The 25,942-nt window shown below is 41.7% G+C and carries 25 protein-coding genes; all 25 read left to right on the forward strand.

Annotated features, from left to right (window positions below; all coding sequences use genetic code 11):
* Positions 1 to 21: 21 nt before the first annotated feature.
* On the forward strand, positions 22 to 1,971 hold the full coding sequence (mutL, locus tag AB3Y88_RS10290) for a DNA mismatch repair endonuclease MutL (protein WP_228888488.1): 1,950 nt from the start codon (positions 22 to 24) through the stop codon (positions 1,969 to 1,971).
* Between the two features lie 32 nt (positions 1,972 to 2,003).
* Positions 2,004 to 2,615 carry a Holliday junction branch migration protein RuvA gene (gene ruvA, locus AB3Y88_RS10295; RefSeq protein WP_228888489.1) on the forward strand — a complete coding sequence of 204 codons (612 nt, stop codon included), beginning with the start codon at positions 2,004 to 2,006 and terminating at the stop codon, positions 2,613 to 2,615.
* Positions 2,616 to 2,642: 27 nt separating this feature from the next.
* Positions 2,643 to 3,659, forward strand: a complete 1,017-nt coding sequence (gene ruvB, locus AB3Y88_RS10300; protein ID WP_056961301.1) for a Holliday junction branch migration DNA helicase RuvB — start codon at positions 2,643 to 2,645, stop codon at positions 3,657 to 3,659.
* A gap of 28 nt (positions 3,660 to 3,687) precedes the next feature.
* The gene (queA, locus tag AB3Y88_RS10305) at positions 3,688 to 4,722 is read left to right on the forward strand and encodes a tRNA preQ1(34) S-adenosylmethionine ribosyltransferase-isomerase QueA (protein WP_056961366.1); all 1,035 of its coding nucleotides are present in this window, start codon (positions 3,688 to 3,690) and stop codon (positions 4,720 to 4,722) included.
* Between the two features lie 27 nt (positions 4,723 to 4,749).
* Positions 4,750 to 5,895, forward strand: a complete 1,146-nt coding sequence (gene tgt, locus AB3Y88_RS10310) for a tRNA guanosine(34) transglycosylase Tgt (RefSeq protein ID WP_228888491.1) — start codon at positions 4,750 to 4,752, stop codon at positions 5,893 to 5,895.
* 81 nt (positions 5,896 to 5,976) lie between these two features.
* On the forward strand, positions 5,977 to 6,354 hold the full coding sequence (gene yajC / locus AB3Y88_RS10315) for a preprotein translocase subunit YajC (RefSeq protein WP_056961297.1): 378 nt from the start codon (positions 5,977 to 5,979) through the stop codon (positions 6,352 to 6,354).
* Positions 6,355 to 6,795: 441 nt separating this feature from the next.
* On the forward strand, positions 6,796 to 7,242 hold the full coding sequence (gene fabZ, locus AB3Y88_RS10320; protein ID WP_056961295.1) for a 3-hydroxyacyl-ACP dehydratase FabZ: 447 nt from the start codon (positions 6,796 to 6,798) through the stop codon (positions 7,240 to 7,242).
* Between the two features lie 92 nt (positions 7,243 to 7,334).
* Positions 7,335 to 7,775, forward strand: a complete 441-nt coding sequence (locus AB3Y88_RS10325; RefSeq protein ID WP_054755929.1) for a MarR family winged helix-turn-helix transcriptional regulator — start codon at positions 7,335 to 7,337, stop codon at positions 7,773 to 7,775.
* Between the two features lie 20 nt (positions 7,776 to 7,795).
* Complete coding sequence (locus AB3Y88_RS10330) at positions 7,796 to 8,773, forward strand: beta-ketoacyl-ACP synthase III (protein WP_228888493.1); 978 nt, start codon at positions 7,796 to 7,798, stop codon at positions 8,771 to 8,773.
* 34 nt (positions 8,774 to 8,807) lie between these two features.
* Positions 8,808 to 9,050 (forward strand): acyl carrier protein, encoded by a 243-nt coding sequence (locus AB3Y88_RS10335; protein WP_054755933.1) that lies wholly within the window; start codon positions 8,808 to 8,810, stop codon positions 9,048 to 9,050.
* A gap of 19 nt (positions 9,051 to 9,069) precedes the next feature.
* Positions 9,070 to 10,008 (forward strand): ACP S-malonyltransferase, encoded by a 939-nt coding sequence (locus AB3Y88_RS10340; protein ID WP_056961291.1) that lies wholly within the window; start codon positions 9,070 to 9,072, stop codon positions 10,006 to 10,008.
* Positions 10,009 to 10,012: 4 nt separating this feature from the next.
* A complete protein-coding gene (gene fabG / locus AB3Y88_RS10345; RefSeq protein ID WP_056961290.1) occupies positions 10,013 to 10,744 on the forward strand; it encodes a 3-oxoacyl-[acyl-carrier-protein] reductase in 732 nt (243 codons plus the stop codon).
* 12 nt (positions 10,745 to 10,756) lie between these two features.
* The gene (gene fabF, locus AB3Y88_RS10350) at positions 10,757 to 11,992 is read left to right on the forward strand and encodes a beta-ketoacyl-ACP synthase II (protein WP_056961288.1); all 1,236 of its coding nucleotides are present in this window, start codon (positions 10,757 to 10,759) and stop codon (positions 11,990 to 11,992) included.
* A gap of 4 nt (positions 11,993 to 11,996) precedes the next feature.
* A complete protein-coding gene (gene accB / locus AB3Y88_RS10355) occupies positions 11,997 to 12,467 on the forward strand; it encodes an acetyl-CoA carboxylase biotin carboxyl carrier protein (protein WP_056961286.1) in 471 nt (156 codons plus the stop codon).
* A 1-nt stretch (position 12,468) separates the two neighbouring features.
* Entirely contained in the window at positions 12,469 to 12,894 is a 426-nt protein-coding gene (fabZ, locus tag AB3Y88_RS10360) for a 3-hydroxyacyl-ACP dehydratase FabZ (protein ID WP_056961284.1), read from the forward strand.
* Positions 12,895 to 12,908: 14 nt separating this feature from the next.
* Positions 12,909 to 14,273 (forward strand): acetyl-CoA carboxylase biotin carboxylase subunit, encoded by a 1,365-nt coding sequence (gene accC, locus AB3Y88_RS10365; RefSeq protein WP_056961282.1) that lies wholly within the window; start codon positions 12,909 to 12,911, stop codon positions 14,271 to 14,273.
* A 3-nt stretch (positions 14,274 to 14,276) separates the two neighbouring features.
* The gene (gene accD, locus AB3Y88_RS10370; RefSeq protein ID WP_056961280.1) at positions 14,277 to 15,134 is read left to right on the forward strand and encodes an acetyl-CoA carboxylase, carboxyltransferase subunit beta; all 858 of its coding nucleotides are present in this window, start codon (positions 14,277 to 14,279) and stop codon (positions 15,132 to 15,134) included.
* Positions 15,127 to 15,915, forward strand: coding sequence for a carboxyltransferase subunit alpha (gene accA, locus AB3Y88_RS10375; RefSeq protein WP_056961277.1), 789 nt, complete (start codon positions 15,127 to 15,129; stop codon positions 15,913 to 15,915). The genes accD and accA overlap by 8 nt, the downstream gene beginning before the upstream one ends.
* 21 nt (positions 15,916 to 15,936) lie before the next feature.
* Complete coding sequence (fabI, locus tag AB3Y88_RS10380) at positions 15,937 to 16,695, forward strand: enoyl-ACP reductase FabI (RefSeq protein ID WP_156653531.1); 759 nt, start codon at positions 15,937 to 15,939, stop codon at positions 16,693 to 16,695.
* A 227-nt stretch (positions 16,696 to 16,922) separates the two neighbouring features.
* On the forward strand, positions 16,923 to 18,386 hold the full coding sequence (gene zwf / locus AB3Y88_RS10385; RefSeq protein WP_056961273.1) for a glucose-6-phosphate dehydrogenase: 1,464 nt from the start codon (positions 16,923 to 16,925) through the stop codon (positions 18,384 to 18,386).
* 387 nt (positions 18,387 to 18,773) lie between these two features.
* On the forward strand, positions 18,774 to 19,862 hold the full coding sequence (gene dinB / locus AB3Y88_RS10390; protein WP_056961271.1) for a DNA polymerase IV: 1,089 nt from the start codon (positions 18,774 to 18,776) through the stop codon (positions 19,860 to 19,862).
* 63 nt (positions 19,863 to 19,925) lie between these two features.
* Positions 19,926 to 20,609 carry a metal-dependent hydrolase gene (locus tag AB3Y88_RS10395; protein WP_228888494.1) on the forward strand — a complete coding sequence of 228 codons (684 nt, stop codon included), beginning with the start codon at positions 19,926 to 19,928 and terminating at the stop codon, positions 20,607 to 20,609.
* An 11-nt stretch (positions 20,610 to 20,620) separates the two neighbouring features.
* A complete protein-coding gene (locus AB3Y88_RS10400; protein WP_056961267.1) occupies positions 20,621 to 21,580 on the forward strand; it encodes a bifunctional oligoribonuclease/PAP phosphatase NrnA in 960 nt (319 codons plus the stop codon).
* Positions 21,573 to 22,913: a DEAD/DEAH box helicase gene (locus tag AB3Y88_RS10405; protein ID WP_056961265.1), complete on the forward strand. Its 1,341-nt coding sequence runs from the start codon at positions 21,573 to 21,575 to the stop codon at positions 22,911 to 22,913. The genes AB3Y88_RS10400 and AB3Y88_RS10405 overlap by 8 nt, the downstream gene beginning before the upstream one ends.
* Before the next feature lie 276 nt (positions 22,914 to 23,189).
* Positions 23,190 to 25,838 (forward strand): alanine--tRNA ligase, encoded by a 2,649-nt coding sequence (alaS, locus tag AB3Y88_RS10410; RefSeq protein ID WP_228888496.1) that lies wholly within the window; start codon positions 23,190 to 23,192, stop codon positions 25,836 to 25,838.
* The last annotated feature ends 104 nt before the right edge of the window (positions 25,839 to 25,942 follow it).

Genomic DNA, 25,942 nt, shown 5'->3' on the forward strand with positions numbered 1-25,942 from the left:
AATGAAGAGGGGGCGTCTTGAATGGGAAAAATCCATGAACTAGCTGCAATCTTAGCTGACCAAATCGCAGCCGGGGAAGTTGTTGAGCGCCCTGCTTCGGTTGTCAAAGAACTGATTGAAAATGCGCTTGATGCACACAGTACTCAAATTGATATTCTTGTCGAAGAAAGTGGCCTTAAGCGAATTCAAGTTACTGATAATGGGGATGGAATTGCTCCAGAGGATGTTGAATTAGCCTTTAAACGACATTCCACCAGTAAAATTACTACAAAAAAAGATCTTTTTAAGATTAAAACGCTTGGTTTCAGGGGCGAAGCGCTTCCGAGTATCGCGTCAGTTGCAGACGTTTTGTTAGAAACTGCAACTGCGACACCACCTAGTACGATCATTCATATCAAGGGCGGTCAGCTGGTCTCAAAAAAAATAGGGGCACGCGCCCAAGGAACACAGATTGTGGTTTCGGATCTTTTTTTTAATACACCAGCCCGCTTGAAGTATTTGAAGAGTATGCAGACAGAACTTGCGGCAATCAGTGATATTGTTAACCGGTTAGCTTTAAGTCACACGGAAGTTGCTTTTTCTTTTCAAAGCAATGGTCGTTTGTTGCTGGAGACAGCTGGTAATGGAAAATTGCAACAAACTTTTAGTGCGATTTATGGTGTCAAGGTTGCGCGTGAAATGATTCCAATTAGCGGAGCAGATCTGGATTTTGAAGTCAGCGGTTACGTCTCTTTACCAGCATTGACACGGGCTTCCAAAACTTATATTAGTTTGCTGTTGAATGGCCGTTATATCCGCAATTATCAGCTTAGTAATGCTGTTATTAAAGGATACGGTTCAAAGTTGATGGTCGGCCGCTACCCTTTTGCGGTGATTAATCTTAAGCTCGATCCGTTGTTAGTTGATGTGAATGTGCACCCTACCAAGCAGCAAGTTAGAATTAGTAAGGAAGATCAACTAGCACAATTATTAAGAAAAACGATCTATACGCGAATTGCACAGGAAAATTTAATTCCGAATGCGCTTGAAAATGTGGGACGGCGTGAAAAATCCAAGCTTGAACTTGACCAACTTGAGATTGATCTTAATGAATCTTCCCAAAACTACCAGGCACACAAAAAACAGTCAGCTAATTTTCCACAAAATGAAAAGCAGTATTCTCGTACATTTAAAAAAAATGTAGCGGCTGAAGAGAAAAAACCACAAGCTGAGGAGCAACAACCAGGACTGTTTGTTGTGCAGCAGCGGGCAGACCTTGAGACAAAATTACGTGCTTGGGATAAAAAATATTTCCCTAAAATGGATTCAACTGCAGCCGCTGACAGTGACCAAGAAACGGTGCCAGTTCAACCACCCAAGAAACGGTTCCCTATGCTCAGCTATCTTGGGCAGATGCATGGAACATATCTTTTTGCTGAAGCTGAAGATGGGTTATATATTATTGATCAGCATGCTGCTCAGGAGCGGTGCAACTATGAATTTTACCGGAAAAAAATTGGCGAAGTTGAAGATGCACAACAAGATTTGTTAGTTCCACTAGTGCTCGATTATTCAACTAGTGAAGTCTTGATGATTAATCAAAATTTAGACAAGCTTAGAAAGGTCGGTATCTATCTAGAAGAATTTGGGCGCAACAGCTATATTGTGCGGCATCATCCAACTTGGTTCAAAGCCGGACAAGAAGAAGCAATTCTTAAAGAGATGATTGATTATTTGCTAAAGGATGGTAATCTAAGCGTGGCACAATACCGGGAAAAAACTGCGATTATGATGAGCTGCAAACGTGCAATCAAAGCAAATCATCACTTAGACGAACGTCAAGCACGTGCGCTGTTACAACAGTTGGCACGCTGTGAGAATCCGTTCAATTGTCCACATGGGCGCCCAGTACTTGTCCACTTCTCAAATGCAGATATGGAAAAAATGTTCAAACGGATCCAAGACTCGCACCACAGTCTTCGTGAGCAATGAGAAAGTCGTAACTTGGAAGGAAAATATTATTAATGTATGAATATCTGACAGGGATTATCAGTACGGTTACACCTTATTACATCGTTGTCGAAGTCGGAGGGATCGGCTATCAAGTGTATGTTGCTAATCCGTTCCGTTATCAAGTTGATCTTAAAATTAACAAACGCGTTTATGTCTACCAGGCAGTTAGAGAAAATGCAATTTTGTTATATGGTTTCTGGGATTTAGCTGAAAAGAGCCTTTTTTTGAAGCTGCTGAATGTCTCGGGGATCGGTCCCAAAAGTGCCCTTGCAATTTTAGCAAATGAGGATCATAGCGGGCTTGTGAATGCCATCAATCATGAAAATGTTAATTACCTTACCAAATTTCCTGGAGTAGGTAAAAAGACGGCTCAACAAATTGTATTGGATCTTAAAGGAAAGATGAGCGAATTAGACAAGACAGAGGCTTTACCGGGACAAACTGAATTAGGAATTGGCTTGGAACCTCAAAAGCATTATTTAGATGAAGCACTCGCAGCACTGGGAGCTCTGGGGTATACTAAAGCAGAGATTAAACGTGTTTCAAAACAGCTTGCACAGACTGATAAAGCGTCAACTGATGAATATTTGCGGGCAGCTTTGAAGTTGCTGATGCACAACTAAATTTTAATTAAGAAGGGAGGCCAGGCAATGGCTGAACACGAACGGCTTGTGTCTGCCGGATTAGTAGAAAGCGAAGAAGATGAGCGTGACTCTTCGCTGCGGCCACATACACTTGCACAATATATTGGACAAGAGACCTTGAAAAGAGAACTGACGGTCTATATTGCTGCGGCTCAAAAAAGACAAGAAGCGCTTGACCATGTTCTTTTGTATGGGCCACCAGGCTTAGGCAAGACAACTTTGGCGATGGTGATTGCAAATGAAATGCAAGTTAAAATTAAGACAACTAGTGGTCCCGCGATTGAAAGACCTGGAGATTTAGTAGCTTTATTGAATGAACTTGAGGCTGGGGATGTTCTTTTTATTGATGAAATTCATCGTTTGCCTAAGGTAGTTGAAGAAGTTCTTTATTCCGCAATGGAAGATTTCTTTGTGGATATTGTCATTGGTCAAGGTCCAACCGCTCATCCCGTGCATTTTACATTGCCTCCATTTACCCTTATTGGTGCGACCACGCGAGCAGGGTTACTCTCGGCACCTTTGCGTGATCGCTTTGGGATTGTAGCACATATGAGTTATTATACGCAAAACGAACTCGAAAAAATTGTGGTCCGCTCTGCGGGAATCTTTAAGACTGTAATTACACCTGAAGGAGCTGCTAAAATTGCATTAAGATCGCGCGGAACTCCTCGAGTAGCTAATCGGCTTTTACGCAGAGTCCGGGATTTTGCTGAAGTTGCACAAAAAAAAGCGGTTGACGACCAAATTGTGGTTTCATCACTTGACATGTTGCGTGTTGATAAATGCGGCTTAGATGAAACTGACCGCAAGTTATTGCAGACAATGATCAATTACTATGATGGCGGTCCTGTAGGAGTCAATGCACTCGCAGCAAATTGTGGCGAAGATGTTGAAACAATTACTGAAATGATTGAACCTTACTTGCTACAAATTGGGTTCATCAAGCGTACACCGCGGGGGCGGGTAGCAACCAAAGCTGCATATGAGCATTTAGGAATTCAATTTGTTCAAAATAAAAATTAGTTTAAAAAGGGTGACAAACTTGTCAAAGATGCATTTAACAACAGAAGATTTCGATTATGATTTACCCGAGGAACTTATTGCACAAACACCATTAACAGAACGTGATCATTCGCGGATGCTTGTGTTAGATAGTCAGACTGGCAAATATCGCGACGATGTTTTCTATCACGTGATCGATCAATTAAATCCCGGCGATGCACTTGTCATGAATGACTCGCGTGTGATGCCGGCGCGAATTTATGGAATAAAGCCGGAAACAGGAGGCCATCTCGAAGTCTTATTATTAAACAACACAGATGGAGACAACTGGGAAACACTTGTCAAACCGGCACGCAGAGCGAAGGTTGGCACTCGAATTGTGTTTGGTGATGGGCAGCTTAGTGCGGTGATTACTAAAGAACTTGAACATGGTGGTCGAATGATTAAATTCGAATATACCGGAATTTTCATGGAGATTCTTGATCAACTTGGTGAGATGCCACTTCCACCTTATATTAAGGAAAAATTAGACGATCCAGAAATGTACCAGACTGTTTATTCACGTGAAATTGGCTCGGCTGCAGCACCGACTGCTGGGTTGCATTTTACAAAGGAACTGTTGCAAAAGATTGCGGACAAAGGTGTTCACCTTGTTTATCTGACTTTGCATGTTGGGTTAGGAACTTTCAGACCTGTCAGTGTGGAGAACATCGAAGATCACAAGATGCATAGCGAATTTTATCGTCTCTCACGTGAAGCAGCTGCAGTTTTGAATCAGGTTCGCGCTGAAGGCGGCAAAATTGTTGCTACAGGAACAACAACCATCAGGACGCTAGAAACAATTGGTACGAAGTTCAATGGGGAAATTCAAGAAGACAGTGGCTGGACTGATATTTTTATCAAACCGGGCTATGAATGGAAGGTTGTCCAAGCCTTTATCACAAATTTTCATCTTCCAAAATCAACTTTAGTCATGTTGGTTGCTTCTTTTACAGGAAGAGAAAATATTTTAAATGCTTACCAGCATGCTGTGGCAGAAAAGTATCGCTTCTTCAGTTTTGGAGACGCAATGTTTATTAAATAAGCAGGAAATAGAAATGGAGAATTTTAAATGACCGAACCAGCCATTAAATACCGATTGCTCAAAAAAGAGAAACATACAGGTGCGCGTTTGGGTGAAATCATTACGCCCCATGGCACGTTTCCGACCCCAATGTTTATGCCTGTGGGGACTCAAGCAACGGTGAAGTCACTTGCCCCAGAGGAACTCGAAGAGATGGGAGCTAATATTGTACTTTCCAATACTTATCACCTTTGGTTGCGTCCAGGAGAGGAAATTGTTGAACAAGCAGGTGGGCTGCACCGCTTTATGAACTGGAACAAGGGAATTTTAACAGATTCAGGTGGTTTCCAGGTTTTCTCGCTGGCTAAAATCAGGGATATTACTGAAAAGGGCGTACATTTCAGGAGTCATTTGAGTGGTGAAAAACTTTTCCTTTCACCGGAAAAAGCGATCCATATTCAAAATTCCCTGGGTGCTGATATTATGATGAGCTTTGACGAATGTCCGCCTTTTTTTGAAAGTTATGACTACATTAAAAAATCGGTGGAAAGAACCAGCCGTTGGGCAGAAAGAGGGTTAAAAGCCCATCTTAATCCTGAAAGACAAGGATTGTTTGGCATCGTTCAAGGTGGGGGCCACCAAGACCTGCGGCAACTAAGTGCCCAACAATTGGTTGCAATGGATTTTCCTGGTTATTCAATTGGTGGTCTATCAGTAGGTGAGAGTAAGACAGAGATGAACCATGTCTTAGATTTTACAACCCCTCTGTTGCCTGAAAACAAGCCACGTTATTTAATGGGAGTGGGGTCTGCAGATGCCTTAATCGATGGTGTTATTCGTGGGGTAGACATGTTTGATTGTGTCTTGCCAACAAGAATTGCGCGTAATGGAACCTGTATGACTTCTCATGGCAGAATTGTGATTAAAAATGCGACTTATGCCCGTGACTTTAGCCCGCTTGATGATCGCTGCAACTGTTATACTTGTCGGAACTTCACGCGTGCGTATCTGCGACACTTATTCAAGGCAGATGAGACTTTTGGATTGCGCCTTGCAAGTTATCACAACCTTTATTTTCTTTTGCATTTAATGCAGAACGTGCGGCAGGCGATTAAAGATGATCATTTACTGGAATTTCGAGAAGCTTTCTTTGAAGAATATGGATTTAACAAAAAAAATGCCCGGAATTTTTAATTTTTTTGGCTACATGGCTGGTAAGTGGCCGTCAACTTTGCTAAAGTTAAAGTTAGTAAAACAAATAGGAGTGAATTGATAATGAACGGTTCAGTTTCAACGATCCTCATGTTTGCGGCATTTATCGTTTTGATGTATTTCATGATGATACGTCCGCAAAAGAAGCAGCAGCAAAAACGTCGGGAAATGATGAGTAATTTGAAAAAGGGGGATGCTGTCGTTACAATTGGTCGTCTGCATGGTGTAATTGATAGCATAAATCCTGCTGAGCATACGGTAACCCTTGATTGTGATGGAATTTATCTAACTTTTGATCAATCTGCAATTGGTCAGGTTATCCCCGCTGAGAGTGCTGTCAAAAGTGCACCTTCTGCAGTCGAAAAGACTCCGGAACAAAAGCAGCCAACGGAGACAACAGACTCTGAGACAGAAAAAAAGGAAGAAAATAATAAAGAGTAGTGCGTTTCCAGCATCCGAATTTCAGGAAGCGGACTGCTAACTGAGTAGGGTGTGTCAAAATTTAAAACTTTGCACACCCTATTTTCATGCGTTTTAGAATTAAAAGTTGATTATTTTTAAATGAAAAAATTGTAATTGTGACTGCCATTCTGTCTGCGAGCTTTCGTAAATCAATTTTTTCCCAACTATTCAAAAACAACTTTCTACAAAAATTGCGCTCAGCATGTGTTCGTAGAATTAATAGGAAGTTGCGGAGTTTATTGTGAAAATTTAGCTGAGCAGAAGCAGCCGGTTCAGAAAGGCAGTAAAGTGTATTTTTATACGTAAATTTTATTACCTTTCTTTAGAAAAGGTATAATTTGACTTTTTTGCTGGAGTGTAATATTATTCAAACATCGAATATTTTGATATTCGAAATAAATTTTAAGTGAGGTGAAGAATGTGGCAATTATGGATGCACAAGAAATTATGGACTTGATTCCTAACCGGTTTCCAATCATCTACATTGACTATGTAGATGAGCTGGTAGCAGGTGAAAGCATCATTGCAACTAAAAATGTGACAATTAATGAATCGTTCTTTAAAGGACATTTTCCTGGGAATCCAGTGATGCCGGGGGTCTTGATTATTGAAACACTTGCCCAGGCCGCTTCGATCCTTATTTTAAAATCACCTGAATTTGAGGGGAAAACCGCTTATTTGGGTGCGATTCATAAAGCTAAGTTTCGGCGTGTTGTCCGCCCGGGCGATGTTTTGAAGCTACACATCAAGTTAACGAAGAAAAGGGAAAATATGGGAATCGTTGAGACTAAGGCCGTGGTTAATGGTGAAAATGCTTGTCTTGCGGAATTAATGTTTGTTGTTGCTGAGAGAAATGAGAAGATCTAAATTTTAAATTGAGATTGTTTTTTTTTGCTCAAGTATTTTGATAATTGATGAATTCACATTGCACCATAAAAAAGGATGAGCATATTACACAGATGAAAGAAAGAGTAAAAACAATCAATGACTCTCTGGTAAGGATTTATAGTGACATCCTTTGGATTGAGGAAAATGAACTGCGTAAAAGCAAGTTCAAGGATCTTTCAATTAAGGATATGCACGCCATCAACGCAATTACAATGTATGAAAATAAAACAGCTTCCCATGTTGCGCGTGAATTGCACCTGACACCAGGAACGTTAACGTCAACAATCGATCGTTTAGTTAAAAAAAAGTATGTTCGCAGAATTAGAAGCAGTGACGACCGCCGTGTGATTCGGTTGTGCCTGACAAAAAAGGGCAGGTTGATGTATCGGGCGCATGATGCTTTTCATAGGATGATGATCAAGAGTTTTTTGAAGGATGTTGAGCCTCAGGAAATTAAGACGATTGAAAAGGCACTTCGGAATTTAGAAAATTTCCTGCGCGAACATTCTTAGGATCAAGGAGCACATAGAACTTGAAAAAGATAAAAATTGTTGAAACTGCAAGTTACGTACCGCAAAAAATTGTCACTAACGACGAACTTAGCCAAATAATGGAAACCTCAGACGGGTGGATTAGCACTAGAACTGGAATTAAACAGCGTCACATTAGTCTGGGAGAAAATACTTCAGATTTGTGTCTGCATGTTGCGCAAGAGCTGCTTGAAAAAAGTGGGTGGGCACCAGAATCACTCGATCTTTTGTTAGTTGCAACAATGTCTCCAGACAGCTATACCCCTGCTACTGCAGCACTTGTACAGGGGAAACTGCAGGCCAAAAATGCACTGGCGTTTGACATTAGTGCTGCTTGCTCGGGTTTTATTTATGGGTTAAAAGTTGCGGAAAAGTTTTTACAACAAGGAAGTACGAAACGTGTCATGCTGATTGGTGGAGAAGTTCTTTCGAAGGTGATCGACTGGAGTGATCGCACGAGTGCAGTACTTTTCGGTGATGGAGCAGCTGGGGCATTGCTCGAAAGCAAGACCTCTGGTGACTCGGATTTTCTAGGTGCAAGCTTGCATACTTTCGGAGAATTTGGAGACAAACTGGAAGCCGGTAAAACTGAGGCAATCAGTACCTTTCCTAATCTGAAGGAGCATCATATCAGGGCATTTTCCATGTCCGGAAGAGATGTCTATACGTTTGCCACCCATCGAGTTCCTGAATCGATTGAGGAAGCAGTCAGCAAAGCGGCACTTACTTTGGATGACATTGATTACTTTGTGTTGCACCAGGCAAATTCGCGAATTGTCACGCAAATTGCAAAAAAACTAGCTCAGCCGCTGACTAAGTTTCCATTGAATATTGCGGAATATGGTAATACTTCTGCTGCCAGTGTGCCATTGTTATTAGATGAATTGGTTACACAAGGAAAAATCAAGCGTGGTGCTAAAATTGCTTTGAGCGGTTTTGGTGGGGGCTTGACAGTTGGAACTCAAGTTATAAAATATTAAAATACAAAAAAATTATTGAGGAGTGTTTTTTAACATGACAGAACAAGAAATTTTCGAAAAAGTAAAAGGTATCGTAGTTGAACAATTGGATGTAGATGCAGCTGACGTTAAGATGGAATCTGACATTAAGAACGATCTTGAAGCCGACAGCCTTGATGTTTTTGAAATCATGAACGAATTGGAAGATGACTTAGATATCAAGTTGGAAGCTGACGAAAATGTTAAAACTATCAAAGACGTTGTCGATTATGTTAAAAAGGAAATCGATGCTAAATAGTTAATGGGGACTTTTAATTATGAAGATTGGCTTTTTATTTAGCGGTCAAGGCGCTCAGTTCAGTTCTATGGGCTTGGATCTTTACCAGCATGATCAGGAATACCGCACAACGATTGATCATTTTAGTGAAGTTTTGGACCTCGACTTGCTAAAGATTTATCAGAATGAAGCAGGACAGCTTTCTCAGACTGAGTATGTGCAGCCCGCAATTGTTGCAATGAGTTTAGGAATTAATCGAATGTTAACGAGAGATTTTCCAATGCTTGATGTTGCTGGGATGCTTGGACTTAGTTTGGGAGAGTACGCCGCTTTAATTGCTGCAAAAGCATTCTCACCTGAGGATGGAATTGCAGTTTTAAAAGATCGCGCTCGTTTTATGCAAAATGACGCTGATGAGACTAAAGGTGAGATGGCAGCGGTGATTAAAGCTGATCCAGTTTTAGTGGCGAAGTTATGCGATGAAGCAAGTCACGCTGATGAAGTTGTTAGCGTTGCTAATTACAATACACCTAAACAGCTCGTGATTGGTGGTCATGCAGCTGCGGTTGAGCGTGCCCTGTCACTTTTTGAAGAAAATAAAATTAAAAGGGTCATTCCATTAAAAGTCAGCGGGGCGTTCCATACCCCGCTTTTTCAAAAGACTAGCTTTTTGATGGAAAGAAGGCTCGCTGATGTTGCGGTTCAGGAAACAAGTGTTCCAGTGATCAGTAACACAACTGTGCAACCATTTGAGAAAAAAACTTTGAAACAAATTTTAGCACAGCAAGTTATTTCACCAACGCACTTTGGCGATTGTCTGCAATTCATGGTTAAGCATAGCGGAGTCGAGACTGTCGTCGAGCTTGGACCAGGAAAAACACTTTGCAAATTTGCCAAACAGATTGATCGTAATTTGAATTGCTATCACATTGATAGTCTAGAGAGTTATCAAAAATTTAAAGACGCAAACCGAGGTTAAACACATGGAATTAAAGGGAAAAACAGTTTTTATAACTGGAAGTTCACGAGGGATCGGTGCACAGATCGCACTTGCTTTTGCGCGTGAAGGAAGCAAGGTCATTCTGAATGCCCGTAAGCAAGTTCCAGCTGAACTCATTGCACAGATCAAAGGATTAGGCGCGGAGTGCAGTGTTGTCTTGGGCGATGTTTCTCAAAGTGAAGATGTTGTTCGGATGCAAAAAGAAATTTTCCAAGATAATGAAAAACTTGATGTATTAGTTAACAACGCTGGAATTACGGATGACAAATTGATGATTGGAATGAAAGAAGACGATTTTCGTCGTGTTCTCGAAACTAATTTGATTGGGGCTTTCAATTTATCACAAAAGATTTTGAAAAAAATGTATAAAAAAAGAAGTGGCGTCATCTTAAATATGGCCAGTGTGGTTGGGCTGCACGGTAATATTGGTCAGGCAAACTATGCTGCCAGTAAAGCAGGTTTGATCGGATTAACCAAGACAATTGCGCGTGAAGGTGCCTTGCGGAACGTAAGATGCAATGCAATTGCCCCTGGAATGATTAAGAGTCAAATGACTGCTGTATTGGATGAAAAGGTCAAAGAAAAGGTTTTGCAAGACATTCCATTAGGCCGTTTTGGCGAAGCTGCTGAAGTTGCACAGGCTGCAGTTTTCTTGGCACAAAATGATTATGTTACAGGTCAAGTAATCACTGTTGATGGTGGGATGACAATCTAGGAGGTATTAGCGATGAATAGAGTTGTAGTTACGGGAATGGGTGCCGTTACACCAGTTGGTAATGACGTTGCAACTTTCCTAAAAAACATTTTTTCCGGGAAAATTGGATTTGACACTATTAGTAAATTTGATGCATCCGAGACTGGGATCACAGTTGCTGGTGAAGTAAAAGATTTTGATCCAAAATTGCGTGTTGGGAAAAAAGCAGCTAAAAGAATGGATCTTTTTTCACAGTATGCTGTAGATAGTGCAATTGCAGCTGTTGAACAGGCCGGAATTGATGAAACAAACACTGACTCTTACGATATGGGTGTCATTTACGGTTCTGGAATTGGTGGTTTAACAACAATTCAGGAACAAGTTATCAAAATGAAGGACAAGGGGCCACAACGGGTTTCACCGATGTTTGTCCCAACTTCAATTGCTAACATGGCAGCCGGTAATATCGCATTGCGGTTCAAAGCCAAAGGAATCTGTACTGCAATCGTAACTGCATGTTCTTCTGGTACAAATGCAATCGGCGAAGCTTTTCGTCAGATTCGTGAAGGCCGGGCGCAAGTGATGCTGACTGGCGGTGCAGAGGCTTCTGTAAATGAGATTGGCATTGCGGGCTTTGCTGCTTTGACAGCTTTATCCAAAGAAACCGACCCAGCACGTGCCTCATTACCATTCGATGTTGATCGTTCTGGATTTGTAATGGGCGAAGGTGCTGCCACCTTGGTTTTAGAAGAACTTGAACATGCGCAAAAACGTGGAGCAAAAATCTATGGCGAGATTGTCGGTTACGGGAGTACTTGTGATGCTTTCCATATGACATCACCAGACCCTACAGGTGAAGGTGCTGCTCGTGCAATGCAACAAGCAATTGCTGAAGCTGACGTCACACCTGAACAGATTGGGTATATTAATGCTCACGGAACTGCTACTCATGCAAATGATACAGGTGAATCAATTGCAATTAATCGTGTCTTTGGCGAGGATAGCCAAGTGAAGGTTAGCAGTACAAAGAGTATGACAGGACATTTGCTAGGGGCTGCAGGTGCAATTGAAGCTGTGATTACAATTGCGGCGCTTGAAAAGGGTGAATTGCCTGCCAATGTCGGATTAAAGAAGCAAGATCCTGAGTGCCACGTAAATGTGGTCACAGAAAATGCTGAACCAGCTCCAGACCTTGAATATGCAATCAGTAATTCATTAGGTTTTGGTGGTCATAACGCTGTTTTAGCATTTAGAAAATGGAGTGAATAGAAACATGGACCTTACTGAAATACAAAAATTGATCTCAGAGTTTAACGCTTCCCCTACACGGGAAATGGAGATTGAAACTGATGGGTTTCATCTGCGATTGAGTAAAAACGAAATCACCGCCGAACTGCTGCAACAATTCAAAGGTACAGCTGGGCAACCCCAAGGTTCTAGCAATGAGAGCGGCAGTACTGTCAGCGAACAAGAGGATGCGCAGACTTCACAGCCGAAAACAGAGGGGACAACAATCAAGTCACCAATGGTAGGAAGCGTCTATTTGCAGCCTAAACCAACAGAACCGGCATATGTTGAAGTGGGTACGCATGTACACAAAGGTGATGTTGTCTGCATTATTGAAGCCATGAAGATGATGACAGAGATCAAGAGTGATGTTGATGGAGTTATTAAAGAAGTGTTGGTTAACAACGAGGAATTGGTAGAGTTTGATCAACCTTTGTTCCGTGTTGAGGAGGATTAAGATGAAGTTAGATATAACTGAGATTAAAAAAATCATTCCGCACCGTTATCCGATGCTCTTGATTGATCGTGTTGATGACTTGGTTCCTGGTGAATCAGCAGTTGCTAGACGGAATGTGACAGCGCATGAGGAAGTCTTCAATGGTCATTTTCCTAACAATCCGGTTCTTCCAGGTGTTTTAATTATTGAGGCCCTGGCACAAACCGGAGCGGTTGCTTTATTGTCGCTACCTGAATTTAAGGGAAAGACAGCTTACTTTGGAGGCATTAAGAATGCCAAGTTCAGAAAAGTTGTTCGCCCAGGAGATACAATGATTTTAAAAGTTGAGTTAGAAAAGATCAGGAACAATGTTGGTCTAGGCCGAGGCCTTGCTACGGTAGATGGACAAAAAGTCTGCTCAGTTGAACTGACCTTCATGATTGGTTAAGGTAGGGTGATTTGATGTTTAAGAAAGTCTTGGTTGCAAACCGTGGCGAAATTGCAGTTCGTATTATTCGGTCCTTAAAAGAGTTGGGGATCAAATCCGTTGCGGTTTATTCCGACGTTGACCGTGAGAGCCTGCATGTTCAATTGGCCGATGAAGCGGTCTGTGTGGGAAAAGCAAGACCGCAGGATTCGTATCTTAATATGAAAAATATTTTGAGTGCCGCGGTTGGAACGGGAGCTGAGGCAATTCATCCAGGCTTTGGTTTTTTGTCTGAAAATAGTCGGTTTGTTGAAATGTGTGAAGCTTGTGGCATAACTTTTATTGGTCCCAGATCTGAAACAATTGATTTGATGGGAAACAAAGCTAATGCACGGGAGCAGATGCGTGTGAGTGGAGTGCCAGTAATTCCAGGGAGCGATGGCTTTGTGTCTGACGCTGATGCTGCAGAAAAAATCGGTGAAAAAGTTGGTTATCCGATCCTTTTAAAGGCTGCTGCTGGTGGCGGCGGCAAGGGAATTCGGCGTGTTGACGATGAAACACAGCTGCGCAAGGCGTTTGCAGAAGCACAACAAGAAGCTCAAGTTTCATTTGGTGATTCACGCATGTATGTGGAAAAAATCATGGAAAATGTGAAGCATATCGAGGTTCAGATTTTTCGTGATCATCAAGGAAATGCGGTTTATTTTCCTGAGCGTGACTGTTCGCTGCAACGCAGTAAGCAAAAAGTGATTGAAGAGAGTCCGTGTGAATTGATTGATGAAAAGCAGCGTCAATTTCTAGGTGAAATTGCAGTTAAAGCTGCCAATGCAATTAATTATGTCAACACGGGTACTTTAGAATTTTTGATGGACGAAGAGCATCATTTCTATTTCATGGAAATGAACACGCGAATCCAAGTTGAACACACCGTTACCGAGATGGTGACTGGAATTGATTTAGTTAAAGCTCAAGTGAAGGTTGCAGCCGGTGAAGAGCTTCCCTTTAAACAAGCTGAGATTGAATGCCATGGACATGCGATTGAATGCCGGATTAATGCAGAAGACCCCGCAAACAATTTTGCGCCTTCTGTGGGAAAAGTAAAATACTTATATTTTCCAGTTGGAAATCTAGGCATGCGGATTGATTCTGCACTTTATGCAGGAGTTACGATTTCACCTTTTTATGATTCGATGATTGCCAAGGTGATTGCGCTTGGAAATGACCGCACGGAAGCAGTTGAAAAGATCAAACGTCTTTTGAACGAGATGATTATTAACGGCATTAAAACGAATCAGTCTTTTCATCTGGCATTACTGCAGGATGATAAGTTTATCAAAGAAACCTTTACGACAGATTATTTGGAGAAGAGCTTCTTACCGAAGTGGAAGAAGGAGGATTAGTGCATGCAATTATTTAATGAACTGAAGACATTAGGTCATAAGCATATTAAAGCTGATAAAAAGGCTAATGAAAGGGTTCCTTCAGGAATCTGGTTAGCATGTCCTAAATGTCATCAATCCTTCTACCACAAAGATTTGGGACTTTACCAAGTTTGTCCAAATTGTGAATATGGGTTTCGGATCACAGCGCGTGAGCGTTTGGCATGGTTAGTTGATAAGTTTGATGAAGAAGATGCAGAGTTGAAAACCAGTGATCCGCTTAAGTTTCCAAATTATGCGCAAAAACTGGATAAAGCACGTCAAAACACAGGATTAAATGATTCTGTACTAACAGGGACTGCACAAATTGCAGAGCAAACCTTTGCCCTTGGAATTATGGACCCAGATTTTATAATGGGGTCAATGGGAACCGTCACGGGTGAAAAGATTACGCGTCTGTTTAAACGAGCGACACGCAAGAATCTTCCAGTTGTAATCTTTACAGCTTCTGGTGGGGCACGGATGCAGGAAGGAATTTTCTCGCTGATGCAGATGGCCAAAATTTCGCAGGCTGTGCAGGAACATTCGCAAGCAGGGCTGTTATATATTACGGTCCTGACAGATCCAACAACTGGCGGAGTAACTGCCAGTTTTGCAATGCAAGGTGATCTGATTCTTGCGGAACCACGTGCTTTGGTTGGCTTTGCTGGTAAACGCGTGATTGAACAGACAACACATCAGAAGGTTCCAAATGAATTACAAGATGCAGAAACAGTTTTAGATCACGGGTTTATTGATGCGATTATTCCACGCAAAGAAATGAAAGAAAAACTTGCATGGTTGTTAAAGCTTCACAATGAAGGGAATGGTGTAAATGGCTAGTTTTCTGGAAAAGAAAAAAACAGCCGCACAAATCGTTGCGAATGCTCGTGGAGAAGAAAAAGTTTCCGCACAAGAGCTGCTTGCAGGTGTTTTTGATGACTTCTTAGAATTGCATGGTGATCGTTTATCTGCTGATGATGCCGCAATTATAGGTGGCGTCGCTCATTTCGAAGGCAAACCTGTCACGGTAATACTTACCAATAAGGGTAAAAGTGCACAGGAACGGTTGCGGACTCATTTTGGTTGCCCTGAACCTGCTGGATATCGTAAGTCATTGCGCTTAATCAAACAAGCAGAAAAATTTAAACGTCCGGTGGTAACTTTCATTAACACTGCGGGTGCATATCCAGGCCAATCTGCAGAAGAAAATGGTCAAGGTGAAGCAATCGCACGTAATTTACTAGAAATTAGCAGTGTTAAGGTTCCGGTCATTGCAGTTATTTATGGTGAAGGTGGCAGTGGGGGTGCTTTAGCCCTCGCATGTGGTGATTCTGTCTGGATGTTTGAGAATAGCATGTATTCAGTCCTTTCTCCAGAGGGATTTGCAGCAATTCTGTGGAAGGACAGTTCACGTGCGGACGAAGCTGCAGAAGTAATGCAGTTAACACCTGAAAAATTGTTGCAGCAAAAGGTGATTGACGGTATTATTCCTGAATCGCGTTCGCATAAGCGCTTGTTTAGAGCAGTAAAGAAGGTTTTGCAACAAGAGCTTGAAAAGTACCAAAAGTTATCTGCAAGTGCACTAGTTGAGAAAAGGCAGCAGCGTTTTCAACGTTTTTAAATTCTAATGGAGGTCAAAAAGGTGGAAAAATTATTAAGTGGCAAAAAAATATTAATTATGGGGGCTGCAAATAAAAGAAGTATTGCGTGGGGATGTGCCCAAGCAATGCTTGATAACGGTGCCGAATTGATATTTACATATCAGAACGAGCGACTGAAGAAGAGCCTTTTGCGTTTGGTTTCTGACGAAGAAAGACTGGTGGAATGTGATGTTGCTAAAGACGAAAGCATTGCGCAAGCTTTCGACACCATCCTTGATAAATTTGGCAAAATTGATGGAATTGTGCATGCAATCGCATTTGCCAATAAGGACGAACTTGCTGGCGATATTATGAATTCCAGTCGTGCCGGATATGCGCTTGCCCAAGATATTTCAGCTTATTCGCTGATCGCAGTCTCTAAATATGCGGTTAAGTTGCTAAATAACCCAGCAAGTATCGTCACATTAACTTACTTCGGTTCAGAACGGGCGATTCCAAATTATAACGTCATGGGGGTTGCTAAGGCTGCCTTGGAAGCTAATGTACGTTATTTAGCGCGTGATATGGCAAAATATGGAGTGCGTGTTAATGCGATTTCTGCTGGTGCAGTTAAAACATTGGCTGTTACTGGTGTGAAGGACCATGGCGATTTATTACGGATTTCTGAAGAACGGACAGTTGATGGGAAGTCTGTGACAACTAAAGAAATCGGTGGCGCAGCAGCCTTCTTAGTCAGCGATCTTTCGACCGGGGTTGTGGGCGATACGATCTATGTTGATAAGGGTGTACATTTAATTTAAACAACGTTAGTCTACTAGTTATTATTATTATTTTCTGTAAGTGAAGAGAAATTATCAAGATAATTGTTGTAGTATTGAATGCAAAAGGGGTTGTGCCAGCGGTTAGGATGGGCACAACCCTTTACGTATAACTTTAAAAAAAGTGGCAGAACACTTGTTTAAAGTCAGCTTTGCAAGTACACTTATTGTTGGAAATATGAGTCTAAACGAAAGTGGTGCTAACTATTATGGGAACAGAACAAAGAGCGCTCTTTATTATTTTTGGAGGAACAGGGGACCTTGCAAAACGAAAACTGTATCCCTCACTATTTAATTTATATCGCAAAGGTTTTTTGAATGAAAACTTTGCAGTGATTGGGACTGCACGGCGTCCTTGGACTGATGAGTACTTTCAAAAGGTTGTAACTGATGCGATCAACAGTGAAGATGCTCTTGCGGAAGATGCTACGCAATTTGCAAGTCATTTTTATTATCAATCACATAATGTGAACGATACTGAGCATTACATTACTTTGCGAAATTTAGCTGATAAGTTGGATCGAAAATATGAAATTGGTGGCAATCGCATGTTCTATTTAGCAATGTCTCCGCGTTTCTTTGGCACAATTGCAGAGCACCTCAAATCGCAAAAGATTGTGACAACAGAGGGCTATAATCGAGTTATTGTTGAAAAACCGTTTGGACGAGACTTTGCGAGTGCAACAGAACTTAATGATGCGATCGGACGTTATTTTCCTGAAAAGGATGTCTTCAGAATTGACCACTATTTGGGCAAAGAGATGGTCCAAAACATTCTGGCTGTTCGTTTTGGGAATAATCTTTTCCGTGCACTTTGGAATAATCGCTACATTGACAATATTCAGATTACACTTAGTGAGGCACTTGGCGTTGAAGAACGTGCTGGTTATTACGAAACGGCGGGAGCTTTGCGCGATATGGTGCAAAATCATATTTTACAGATTGTCGCTTTGCTGACGATGAACATGCCAGCTTCTTATTCTGAAGAGGACATTCGGCGCGAGAAGATTTATGCATTAAAATCACTGAAGAAATATACACCTGCGCAAGTGCAAGCAAATTTTATTCGCGCACAATATACTGCAGCTAATGGGCAGCGGGGATATCGGGAAGAGGAAAAAATCGCAAGTGACTCTGCAACCGAGACTTTTGTTGCTGGAAAATTATTTGTAGATAATGAAAACTTTTCAGGTGTTCCAATATATGTTAGAACCGGTAAACGACTTAGCCAAAAAAGATCACGAATCGACATTGCATTCAAAACGATGCCGACAAACATTTTTGCACCGCAACCGTTAGGACAAAATGTGTTAACAATTAATATTGAACCTGAGGGAAAAATTTTTTTGCAGATTAATGTTAAACAGGTGGGACAAGGATTTACACTTAAAAAGAGCCATCTTGACTTTTTCCCAACTTCCAATGGGAAACAGGTTTTTCCTGAGGCTTATGAAAAGCTTTTTGCAGATGCACTTGCAGGGGATGCAACTAACTTTACTCATTGGGAAGAGGTGGCATACTCTTGGAAATTTGTTGACGCGATTCGAACTGCTTGGGATCAGCATGATTATGCGCTGGAAGAGTATCCATGTGGTTCAATGGGACCGGTAGCAGCCGACAAGTTATTAGCACGTGATGGACATAAATGGTTTTATACTGGTCAGGAACACTAAACTAAGTGGTTGAAATATGCTTTTTAAAAATATTTTCTGATGAGAAACACACACTAGCAGGGACTCTATACCATCTTGGAGGAGTCGCTGTTTTTTTGCGGGATTGAGCTCGCTCTTGCTAACTTACAGCCAAAGTCTGGCTAATACCTAGCTCACAAAGTCTGAACACTAGTTGTCACACTCTTTTTTGACGTGTTCCAACTAGCAAACTTTTGCAGCTAGCTCTTGCTAACTTACAGCCAAAGCCCCGGCTGTTACGTGAGCTAATACCTAGCTCACAAAGTCTGAACACTAGTTGTCACACTCTTTTTTGACTGGAGAGTTCTGCTTAATTATGTTATATTATAAAGCGAACAAGTGTTCAGAAAAAGTGAGAGGAGCAGCGGTGTGAAGAAAGCGCGCAAAATAATTCATGTGGATATGGATGCGTTTTACGCCTCAATTGAGATGCGTGATCATCCTAATTGGCGTACACGACCGCTCGTGATTGCAAAAGATCCACGCCATAATGGCGGCAAAGGAGTCGTGGCAACTGCAAACTATAAAGCGCGCAGTTTTGGAGTTCACTCGGCAATGAGTGCCCAAAAAGCACTGCAACTTTGTCCAACAGCGGTCTTTGTACGGCCTAACTTTGAAAAGTATCGCCGGGTTTCTGCTCAAATTCATGCGATTTTTCATGAATATACTGATAAAATCGAACCGATTGCTTTTGATGAAGCTTACTTGGATGTGACGCACAATAAAAAAGAGAGTTTTTCAGCGCTGTTACTTGCAAAAAGGTTGCAACAAGAGATTTTTGACAAGACACATTTAACCTGTTCAACAGGGATTTCTTATAATAAATTCCTGGCAAAGATGGCCTCTGATTTTCATAAACCAGTAGGGGTTACTTTAGTCCGGCAAGAAGATGTGGCTGCCTTTTTAGCGCCGCTGCCGATTGAAAAATTCCGTGGGGTAGGCAAAAAGACGGCTCTTAAAATGCACTCATTAAAGATTTATACAGGAGCAGACCTTTTACGTCAAAATGAAAGAGATCTAATTGCACATTTTGGAAAAATGGGTGCGGTTTTTTACAGGCGGGCTCGTGGCATCGATGAGCGTCCCGTGGAGTGGCAGCGTGAACGCAAGTCGCTTGGAAACGAGCGCACCTTTGCGCAGCCGTTGAAAAGCAGCCAAGAAGTCGAGGAGGTACTCTCTTTTTTGAGTATCAAACTGGAACAAGGGCTTAACAAGCGGCAACTGCATGGTAAGTCATTGGTATTGAAGTTGCGCACCAGTGATTTTAAAACCATCACTAAAAGAATGACGGCGGATTCTTTCTTTAAAAATGACAGCAAGACACTTACCTTTTATGGGCAACAGCTTTTCGATGAATTGCAAGGTGATGAGATTGATGTTCGTCTTTTAGGACTTACAATGACCAATTTAACTGCGCTTCAGTACGAAAATATTGAGTTGCCGTTATGGGGGAGCTAGGCGCTTTGTAATTCAGACCTTTTATCGGTATACTTAGAGTTGAAATGAAAATGGGGTGGAAAAATGAAAATAACTTGGCACGGTCATTCCGTTATTGAAATCATTACAAATTCTGGGAAAAATATCCTAATTGATCCTTTTATTAAAGATAACCCGCTGACTGATTTAAAAATCACCGACTGTCATCCTGATTACATCTTGTTGACACATGCACATCATGATCATGTTGGCGATACGCTTGAGATTGCCAGACAAAGTGGTGCAAAGGTGATTGCAATCGTTGAACTTGCAAAGTACTTTGCGCAACAAGGAGTACCTACAGCTGGAATCAATTTTGGCGGCTCTTTCAAAGAAGCAGGCCTGGCCTTCAAACTTGTGCCGGCATGGCATACAGCCACATTGGCACAAACCAGCACAGGAACGCTTTCTTTAGGGAATGCAGCCGGTTTTGAACTGCACATTGAAGGTAGGGTTCTTTATGATGCCGGTGATACAGCATTGTTTTCCGACATGCAGCTTATAAATCAAGGTCAAGGGGTTGATCTGGCGTTTTTACCGATCGGTGATTACTTCACGATGGGGATTGCAGACGCCCAATTAGCTGCTTCATTTGTAAAGGCGCGGCGTGTTTTACCGATCCACTACAATACTTTTCCCCAAATTAAGCAGGACCCGCAAAAATTTATTCAAGGACTTGCTGAGAATGTGGGACTAAACGTCAAAATTGGACAAACGTTCGAACTTTAAGGAGATTTAGAATGTCGATACAGGAAGATATATTTGCAAAGATTCAGGAATTTGAGACAATCATTATTCACCGTCACCAACGACCTGATCCGGACGCATATGGTTCACAATGTGGATTGGCAACGATTCTACGTGCGAATTTCCCGCAAAAAAAGGTTTACCAAGTGGGAGAAAATGTGCATGGATTGGCTTGGATTGCAGAGCCTGAAAAAATTGCAGATGAAGTTTATAAGGATGCACTTGTAATTGTTACTGATACTGCAAATCAACCTCGCGTGGACGATCAACGTTATTTGAACGGAAAATATCTGATTAAGATTGATCATCATCCTAATGAGGATCCTTATGGTGAAATTTGTTGGGTAAATGACCATGCTTCCAGTTGCTCTGAGATGATTGTGGATTTAGTAAATGGAGTTGAACAACTCACTTTGCCGGATGAGGCTGCTCGGATGCTTTATGCTGGAATTGTTGGAGATACAGGCCGTTTTATGTATGATGCGACTACTCCGCATACTTTCAGAGTTGCGGCACAACTGACTGAACATCATTTTGATGTTGCTCACATCAATCGACGCTTAGACAGTATCGCACTTCCAGTTGCCCGTTTGGCAGCGTACGTGTATGAAAATCTGCAGTTGACTGAAAACGGCGCGGCTTATATTGTTTTAAGCAATGAACTCATGCATAAATTTGAGTTGAAGGATGCAAGTACTGCCCCAATTGTTCCTTTAATTGGTAAGGTAATTGGTGTAAAATGTTGGACAATTTTTGTTCAGCAAAAGGATGGGACCTTCCGCTTGCGAATTCGTTCAAAGGGACCGGTCATCAATGAATTAGCCAAAGAGTATGGCGGCGGCGGACATCCGCTTGCTAGTGGGGCCTTTATGCAGGATGAAAAAGGGATTCCCGCGTATATTAAGAAGCTGGATGCAATTGCAACTGCTTATACAGGAGAAAAAAATGACTGAAACGTTTCAAAAATTCGGCTTCAAACCATTTATTAATGAAGCCTTGAAAAAAATTAATTTTAAGCAACCTACAGAAGTGCAAGAAAAATTGATTCCGGTTATTATGGAAGGCAGGAGTGTGGTGGGGCAATCCCAAACAGGTAGTGGTAAAACACATACTTTTTTGCTCCCGCTTTTGAATGAAGTCAATCCACAGCTGCACGAAGTTCAGGTTGTAATTACAACACCTAGTCGAGAGCTGGCTTATCAGATCTATGATGCAGCTCGTCAAATCACAGAGCAGAGTCCTGAACCTCTTAGTTTGGCGCATTATATTGGTGGAACTGATAAAAAACGCCAAATTGAAAAACTCCAACACAGACAACCGCAAATTGTAATTGGGACACCAGGGCGAGTGCTGGATTTAATGAATGAACAAGCACTGGATATTCATAAAGCGCATGCGCTAGTCGTTGATGAAGCTGATATGACTTTGGATCTTGGATTTTTAAAAGAGGTTGATGCAATTGCATCGGCTTTGCCACAGGACTTGCAGATGCTCGTCTTTTCAGCGACAATTCCAGAAAAATTGAAACCTTTTTTAAGAAAATACATGCAAGCACCAGTGATCGAAGAAATTAAGAGTCAAACGGTGATCAGTCCGACAATTGACAATTGGTTACTATCGACCAAAGGAAAAGATCGCAACGGCTTAATTCTAAAGCTTTTAACGTTGGGACAGCCATATTTGGCAATGATTTTTACAAATACAAAAACACGTGCTGATGAATTAACTGATTATCTGCGTTCTCAGGGGCTGAAGGTTGCTAAGATCCATGGTGGAATATTGCCACGTCAACGTAAACGAATTATGCGCGAAGTTCAGAATCTTGAGTATCAATTTGTGGTGGCAACTGATTTAGCTGCGCGGGGAATTGATATTGAAGGGATCTCACATGTCATTAATGATCAGCTGCCAGAAGATCCCGAATTCTTTATTCACCGTGTCGGACGAACTGGCCGGAATGGGATGAAAGGCATTGCGATAACTTTGTATGAGCCAAACGATGATCGCCAGATTACAGAACTTGAACAGTTGGGTGTGAAATTTAAACCTAAGGCTCTAAAAAATGATGAATTGGTTGATTCGTATGATCGTGACCGACGACAGAAAAGAAGATTGAAGAAAGATCGTCTGGATGTGGGACTAGTTGGCTTAGTCAAGAAAGAACGTAAAAAAAGGAAACCGGGCTATCGCAATAAGATCAAACGTGCAATTAAAACAAAGGAACAACAAGAGCGTAAGATTGCAAAGAGACAGGAAAAGCGTGCACAACGGCGTGGATCTAAGTAGTGCGATTGACATTTACTGAAAGTTTGACTATAATCTTAGAGGAATTTAAAAGATAGGATATATCTTGACTCACAGAATAAAAAGAGAAAGTTCGGTTGGTGAAAGAACTTATTTTGGAGTTTGAGATGCTCCCTGTTGTTTTATAAAAACGTGACTCAGCGTTATTGAGATTAAAGAGGTAAACGACAACATCGTTGCAAGTAAGGTGGTACCGCGCGTTCAGCGTCCTTACTAGCAACGGTGTTTTTGTTGCCTGAGGAGAAGAAGGGAATTACGATGGAAAAACTAAGCAGTGCTCAGATTAGAAAAATGTACTTAGACTTTTTTAAGAGTAAGGGACACACGGTCATGCCCAGTGCCTCATTAGTTCCACATGATGATCCAACTTTGCTTTGGATTAATTCTGGGGTCGCGACAATGAAGAAATTCTTTGATGGGTCTGTCGTTCCAAAAAATCCTAGAATTACAAGTTCTCAAAAGAGTATTAGAACCAATGATATTGAGAATGTCGGACATACTGCGCGCCATCACACACTTTTTGAGATGTTGGGTAACTTTTCAGTCGGAGATTATTTCAAAGAAGAAGCAATCACATGGGCATGGGAATTGCTGACCAGTCCTCAATGGTTTGCGATGGACCCAACGCGTCTTTATGTAACAGTTTATCCCAAAGATACAGAAGCAAAACGCATTTGGCATGAAGTGGCGCAAGTACCTCAGGATCATATTTATGAAGTTGACGATAACTTCTGGGATATTGGTGAAGGCCCAAGCGGACCAGATTCTGAGATCTTTTATGATCGTGGACAAGAGTTTAATAATCTGCCAGAGGATGATCCTGAAAGTTATCCAGGCGGTGAAAATGAACGTTACCTTGAAATTTGGAACATTGTGTTTTCGGAATTTAACCATAAGCCAGATGGCACTTATGCACCTTTACCACATAAAAACATTGATACGGGGATGGGCTTGGAGCGTGTCGTTTCTGTTTTTCAAAATGCACGCACTAATTTTGAAACAGATCTTTTCTTGCCATTAATTAATGAAACTGCTAAAATCAGTGGTCAAGCTAAGTACGGCGACAGTGCGGCAACGGATGTTTCCTTTAAAGTAATTGCTGATCATATTCGGGCGGTCACCTTTGCGATTGGTGATGGTGCGTTGCCTTCCAATGAAGGACGTGGCTACGTTATTCGGCGTTTAATTCGCAGAGCAGTAATGCATGGACAAAAGCTAGGGATAGAGCAAGCTTTTCTGTATCGTTTAGTCCCACTTGTGGGGAAAATTATGGAATCGTATTACCCTGAAGTCTTACAGCAAGCCGATTATATTGCAAAAGTTGTTAAGATGGAAGAAGATCGCTTTAATGAGACGCTCAAAGACGGTTTGCAATTGTTAAATGAGATGATTGCTGATGCTAAGCAGGAACAACTGCAAGAAATTTCAGGGAAAGTTGCGTTTAAGCTCTATGATACCTATGGATTCCCCGTTGAGTTAACCAAGGAATATGCACTGGAGCAAGGCTTAACAGTCGCTGAAAACGAATTTGATGCAGAGATGCAAAAGCAAAAAGAACGGGCACGAAAAGCACGTGGCAATGCTAAATCAATGGGCGTGCAAAGCGGTTTGCTGACAGACATCACAACTCCGAGTGAATACGTTGGTTATCAAACTTTGACAACTCAGAGTGTGCTGAAAGAAATTATTTGTGATGAACACTTAGTAAATGAGGTTCAAGCTGGAACAGCTTTGCTGATCTTTGATAAAACTCCGTTCTATGCTGAGATGGGGGGCCAAGTAGCCGATCGTGGTGTGATTAAAAGTGCCCAAGGAGAAGTTGTTGCCCGTGTGATAGATGTGCAGCATGCTCCTAAGGGACAGAATATGCATACCGTTGAAGTTTTGCAACCCTTGAAGGTTGATCAAACTTATACACTGGCAGTTGAACGGGAATTTCATGACAAGGTCCGTAAAAACCATACTGCAACTCATCTACTGGATCAAGCTTTGCGTGATGTTCTAGGAAGTCATACCCATCAGGCAGGTTCTTTAGTTGAACCGACTTATCTGCGGTTTGATTTTACAAACTTAGGCTCGGTGACAGCTGCAGACTTGGCAAAAGTTGAACAAATCGTTAATGCACAGATTTGGCAGAACCTCAAAGTTGAAACGATTGAGACAACCCTTGAAGAAGCTAAAAAATTAGGTGCAATTGCACTTTTCACAGAAAAATATGGTGAGCGTGTGCGCGTTGTCAAAATCGGTAATTATTCAACCGAGTTTTGTGGAGGCAACCATGTTGATCAGACAGGTGATCTAGGGCTCTTTAAAATTGTTTCCGAATCCGGTGTCGGTGCTGGTGTTCGCCGCATTGAAGCAGTCACTTCCAAAGAGGCTTATGAGTATTTGGAAGGACATTCACAGCTTTTGCAAGAAACAGCAGCTGGGCTCAAGGTTGCACAACTAAAAGAAGTTCCGCATCGAGTGGGATTGTTGCAGCAAGAGATCAAGCAGCTTGAGCAAAAGGTTTCGACGTTAGAAGCTAAGGTTGCTAGTCAACAAGCGGCCGCTATTTTTGCGCAAAATGAAAAAATCGGCAAATGGACGCTCATTAAAGCTCAGGTCAAGGTTGCGGGAATGGATCAGTTACGTCAATTAGCCGATCAATGGAAGGCTAAAGCAGCATCAGATGTTTTGGTACTTGCGACAGCTGTTTCAAAAGATAAAGTTAATTTAATTGTGGGTGTTTCACCGCAGGCTCTGAAAGCTGGACTTAAAGCTGGCGCGTTGATTAAAGCAATTGCGCCTAAAGTTGGCGGTGGTGGTGGCGGCCGCCCAGATTTGGCTCAAGCTGGTGGTAAAAATCCTGAAGGAATTGCCGCTGCACTTGCGGCTGCTGTTACTTGGATGCAGCAATTGGATTAATTGGAGTGATCATTAAAGTGGATCGCAATTAAATTTTGTTGAAAATGTTAAAATAAATTATGCGAGGGATTGGGTCAAAATTGAGCTTTTGAACTGGTTCCTCG

This window comes from Liquorilactobacillus satsumensis (assembly GCF_964065465.1).
GTDB classification, from domain to species: Bacteria; Bacillota; Bacilli; order Lactobacillales; family Lactobacillaceae; genus Liquorilactobacillus; species Liquorilactobacillus satsumensis.

Excerpts from the sequence above, each read along its gene's own strand:
- mutL (WP_228888488.1), top strand. The coding sequence starts at position 22 with ATGGGAAAAATCCATGAACTAGCTGCAATCTTAGCTGACCAAATCGCA.
- ruvA (WP_228888489.1), top strand. The coding sequence starts at position 2,004 with ATGTATGAATATCTGACAGGGATTATCAGTACGGTTACACCTTATTAC.
- ruvB (WP_056961301.1), top strand. The coding sequence starts at position 2,643 with ATGGCTGAACACGAACGGCTTGTGTCTGCCGGATTAGTAGAAAGCGAA.
- queA (WP_056961366.1), top strand. The coding sequence starts at position 3,688 with ATGCATTTAACAACAGAAGATTTCGATTATGATTTACCCGAGGAACTT.
- tgt (WP_228888491.1), top strand. The coding sequence starts at position 4,750 with ATGACCGAACCAGCCATTAAATACCGATTGCTCAAAAAAGAGAAACAT.
- yajC (WP_056961297.1), top strand. The coding sequence starts at position 5,977 with ATGAACGGTTCAGTTTCAACGATCCTCATGTTTGCGGCATTTATCGTT.
- AB3Y88_RS10325 (WP_054755929.1), top strand. The coding sequence starts at position 7,335 with ATGAAAGAAAGAGTAAAAACAATCAATGACTCTCTGGTAAGGATTTAT.
- AB3Y88_RS10335 (WP_054755933.1), top strand. The coding sequence starts at position 8,808 with ATGACAGAACAAGAAATTTTCGAAAAAGTAAAAGGTATCGTAGTTGAA.
- AB3Y88_RS10340 (WP_056961291.1), top strand. The coding sequence starts at position 9,070 with ATGAAGATTGGCTTTTTATTTAGCGGTCAAGGCGCTCAGTTCAGTTCT.
- fabG (WP_056961290.1), top strand. The coding sequence starts at position 10,013 with ATGGAATTAAAGGGAAAAACAGTTTTTATAACTGGAAGTTCACGAGGG.
- fabF (WP_056961288.1), top strand. The coding sequence starts at position 10,757 with ATGAATAGAGTTGTAGTTACGGGAATGGGTGCCGTTACACCAGTTGGT.
- accB (WP_056961286.1), top strand. The coding sequence starts at position 11,997 with ATGGACCTTACTGAAATACAAAAATTGATCTCAGAGTTTAACGCTTCC.
- fabZ (WP_056961284.1), top strand. The coding sequence starts at position 12,469 with ATGAAGTTAGATATAACTGAGATTAAAAAAATCATTCCGCACCGTTAT.
- accC (WP_056961282.1), top strand. The coding sequence starts at position 12,909 with ATGTTTAAGAAAGTCTTGGTTGCAAACCGTGGCGAAATTGCAGTTCGT.
- accD (WP_056961280.1), top strand. The coding sequence starts at position 14,277 with ATGCAATTATTTAATGAACTGAAGACATTAGGTCATAAGCATATTAAA.
- accA (WP_056961277.1), top strand. The coding sequence starts at position 15,127 with ATGGCTAGTTTTCTGGAAAAGAAAAAAACAGCCGCACAAATCGTTGCG.
- zwf (WP_056961273.1), top strand. The coding sequence starts at position 16,923 with ATGGGAACAGAACAAAGAGCGCTCTTTATTATTTTTGGAGGAACAGGG.
- AB3Y88_RS10395 (WP_228888494.1), top strand. The coding sequence starts at position 19,926 with ATGAAAATAACTTGGCACGGTCATTCCGTTATTGAAATCATTACAAAT.
- AB3Y88_RS10400 (WP_056961267.1), top strand. The coding sequence starts at position 20,621 with ATGTCGATACAGGAAGATATATTTGCAAAGATTCAGGAATTTGAGACA.
- AB3Y88_RS10405 (WP_056961265.1), top strand. The coding sequence starts at position 21,573 with ATGACTGAAACGTTTCAAAAATTCGGCTTCAAACCATTTATTAATGAA.
- alaS (WP_228888496.1), top strand. The coding sequence starts at position 23,190 with ATGGAAAAACTAAGCAGTGCTCAGATTAGAAAAATGTACTTAGACTTT.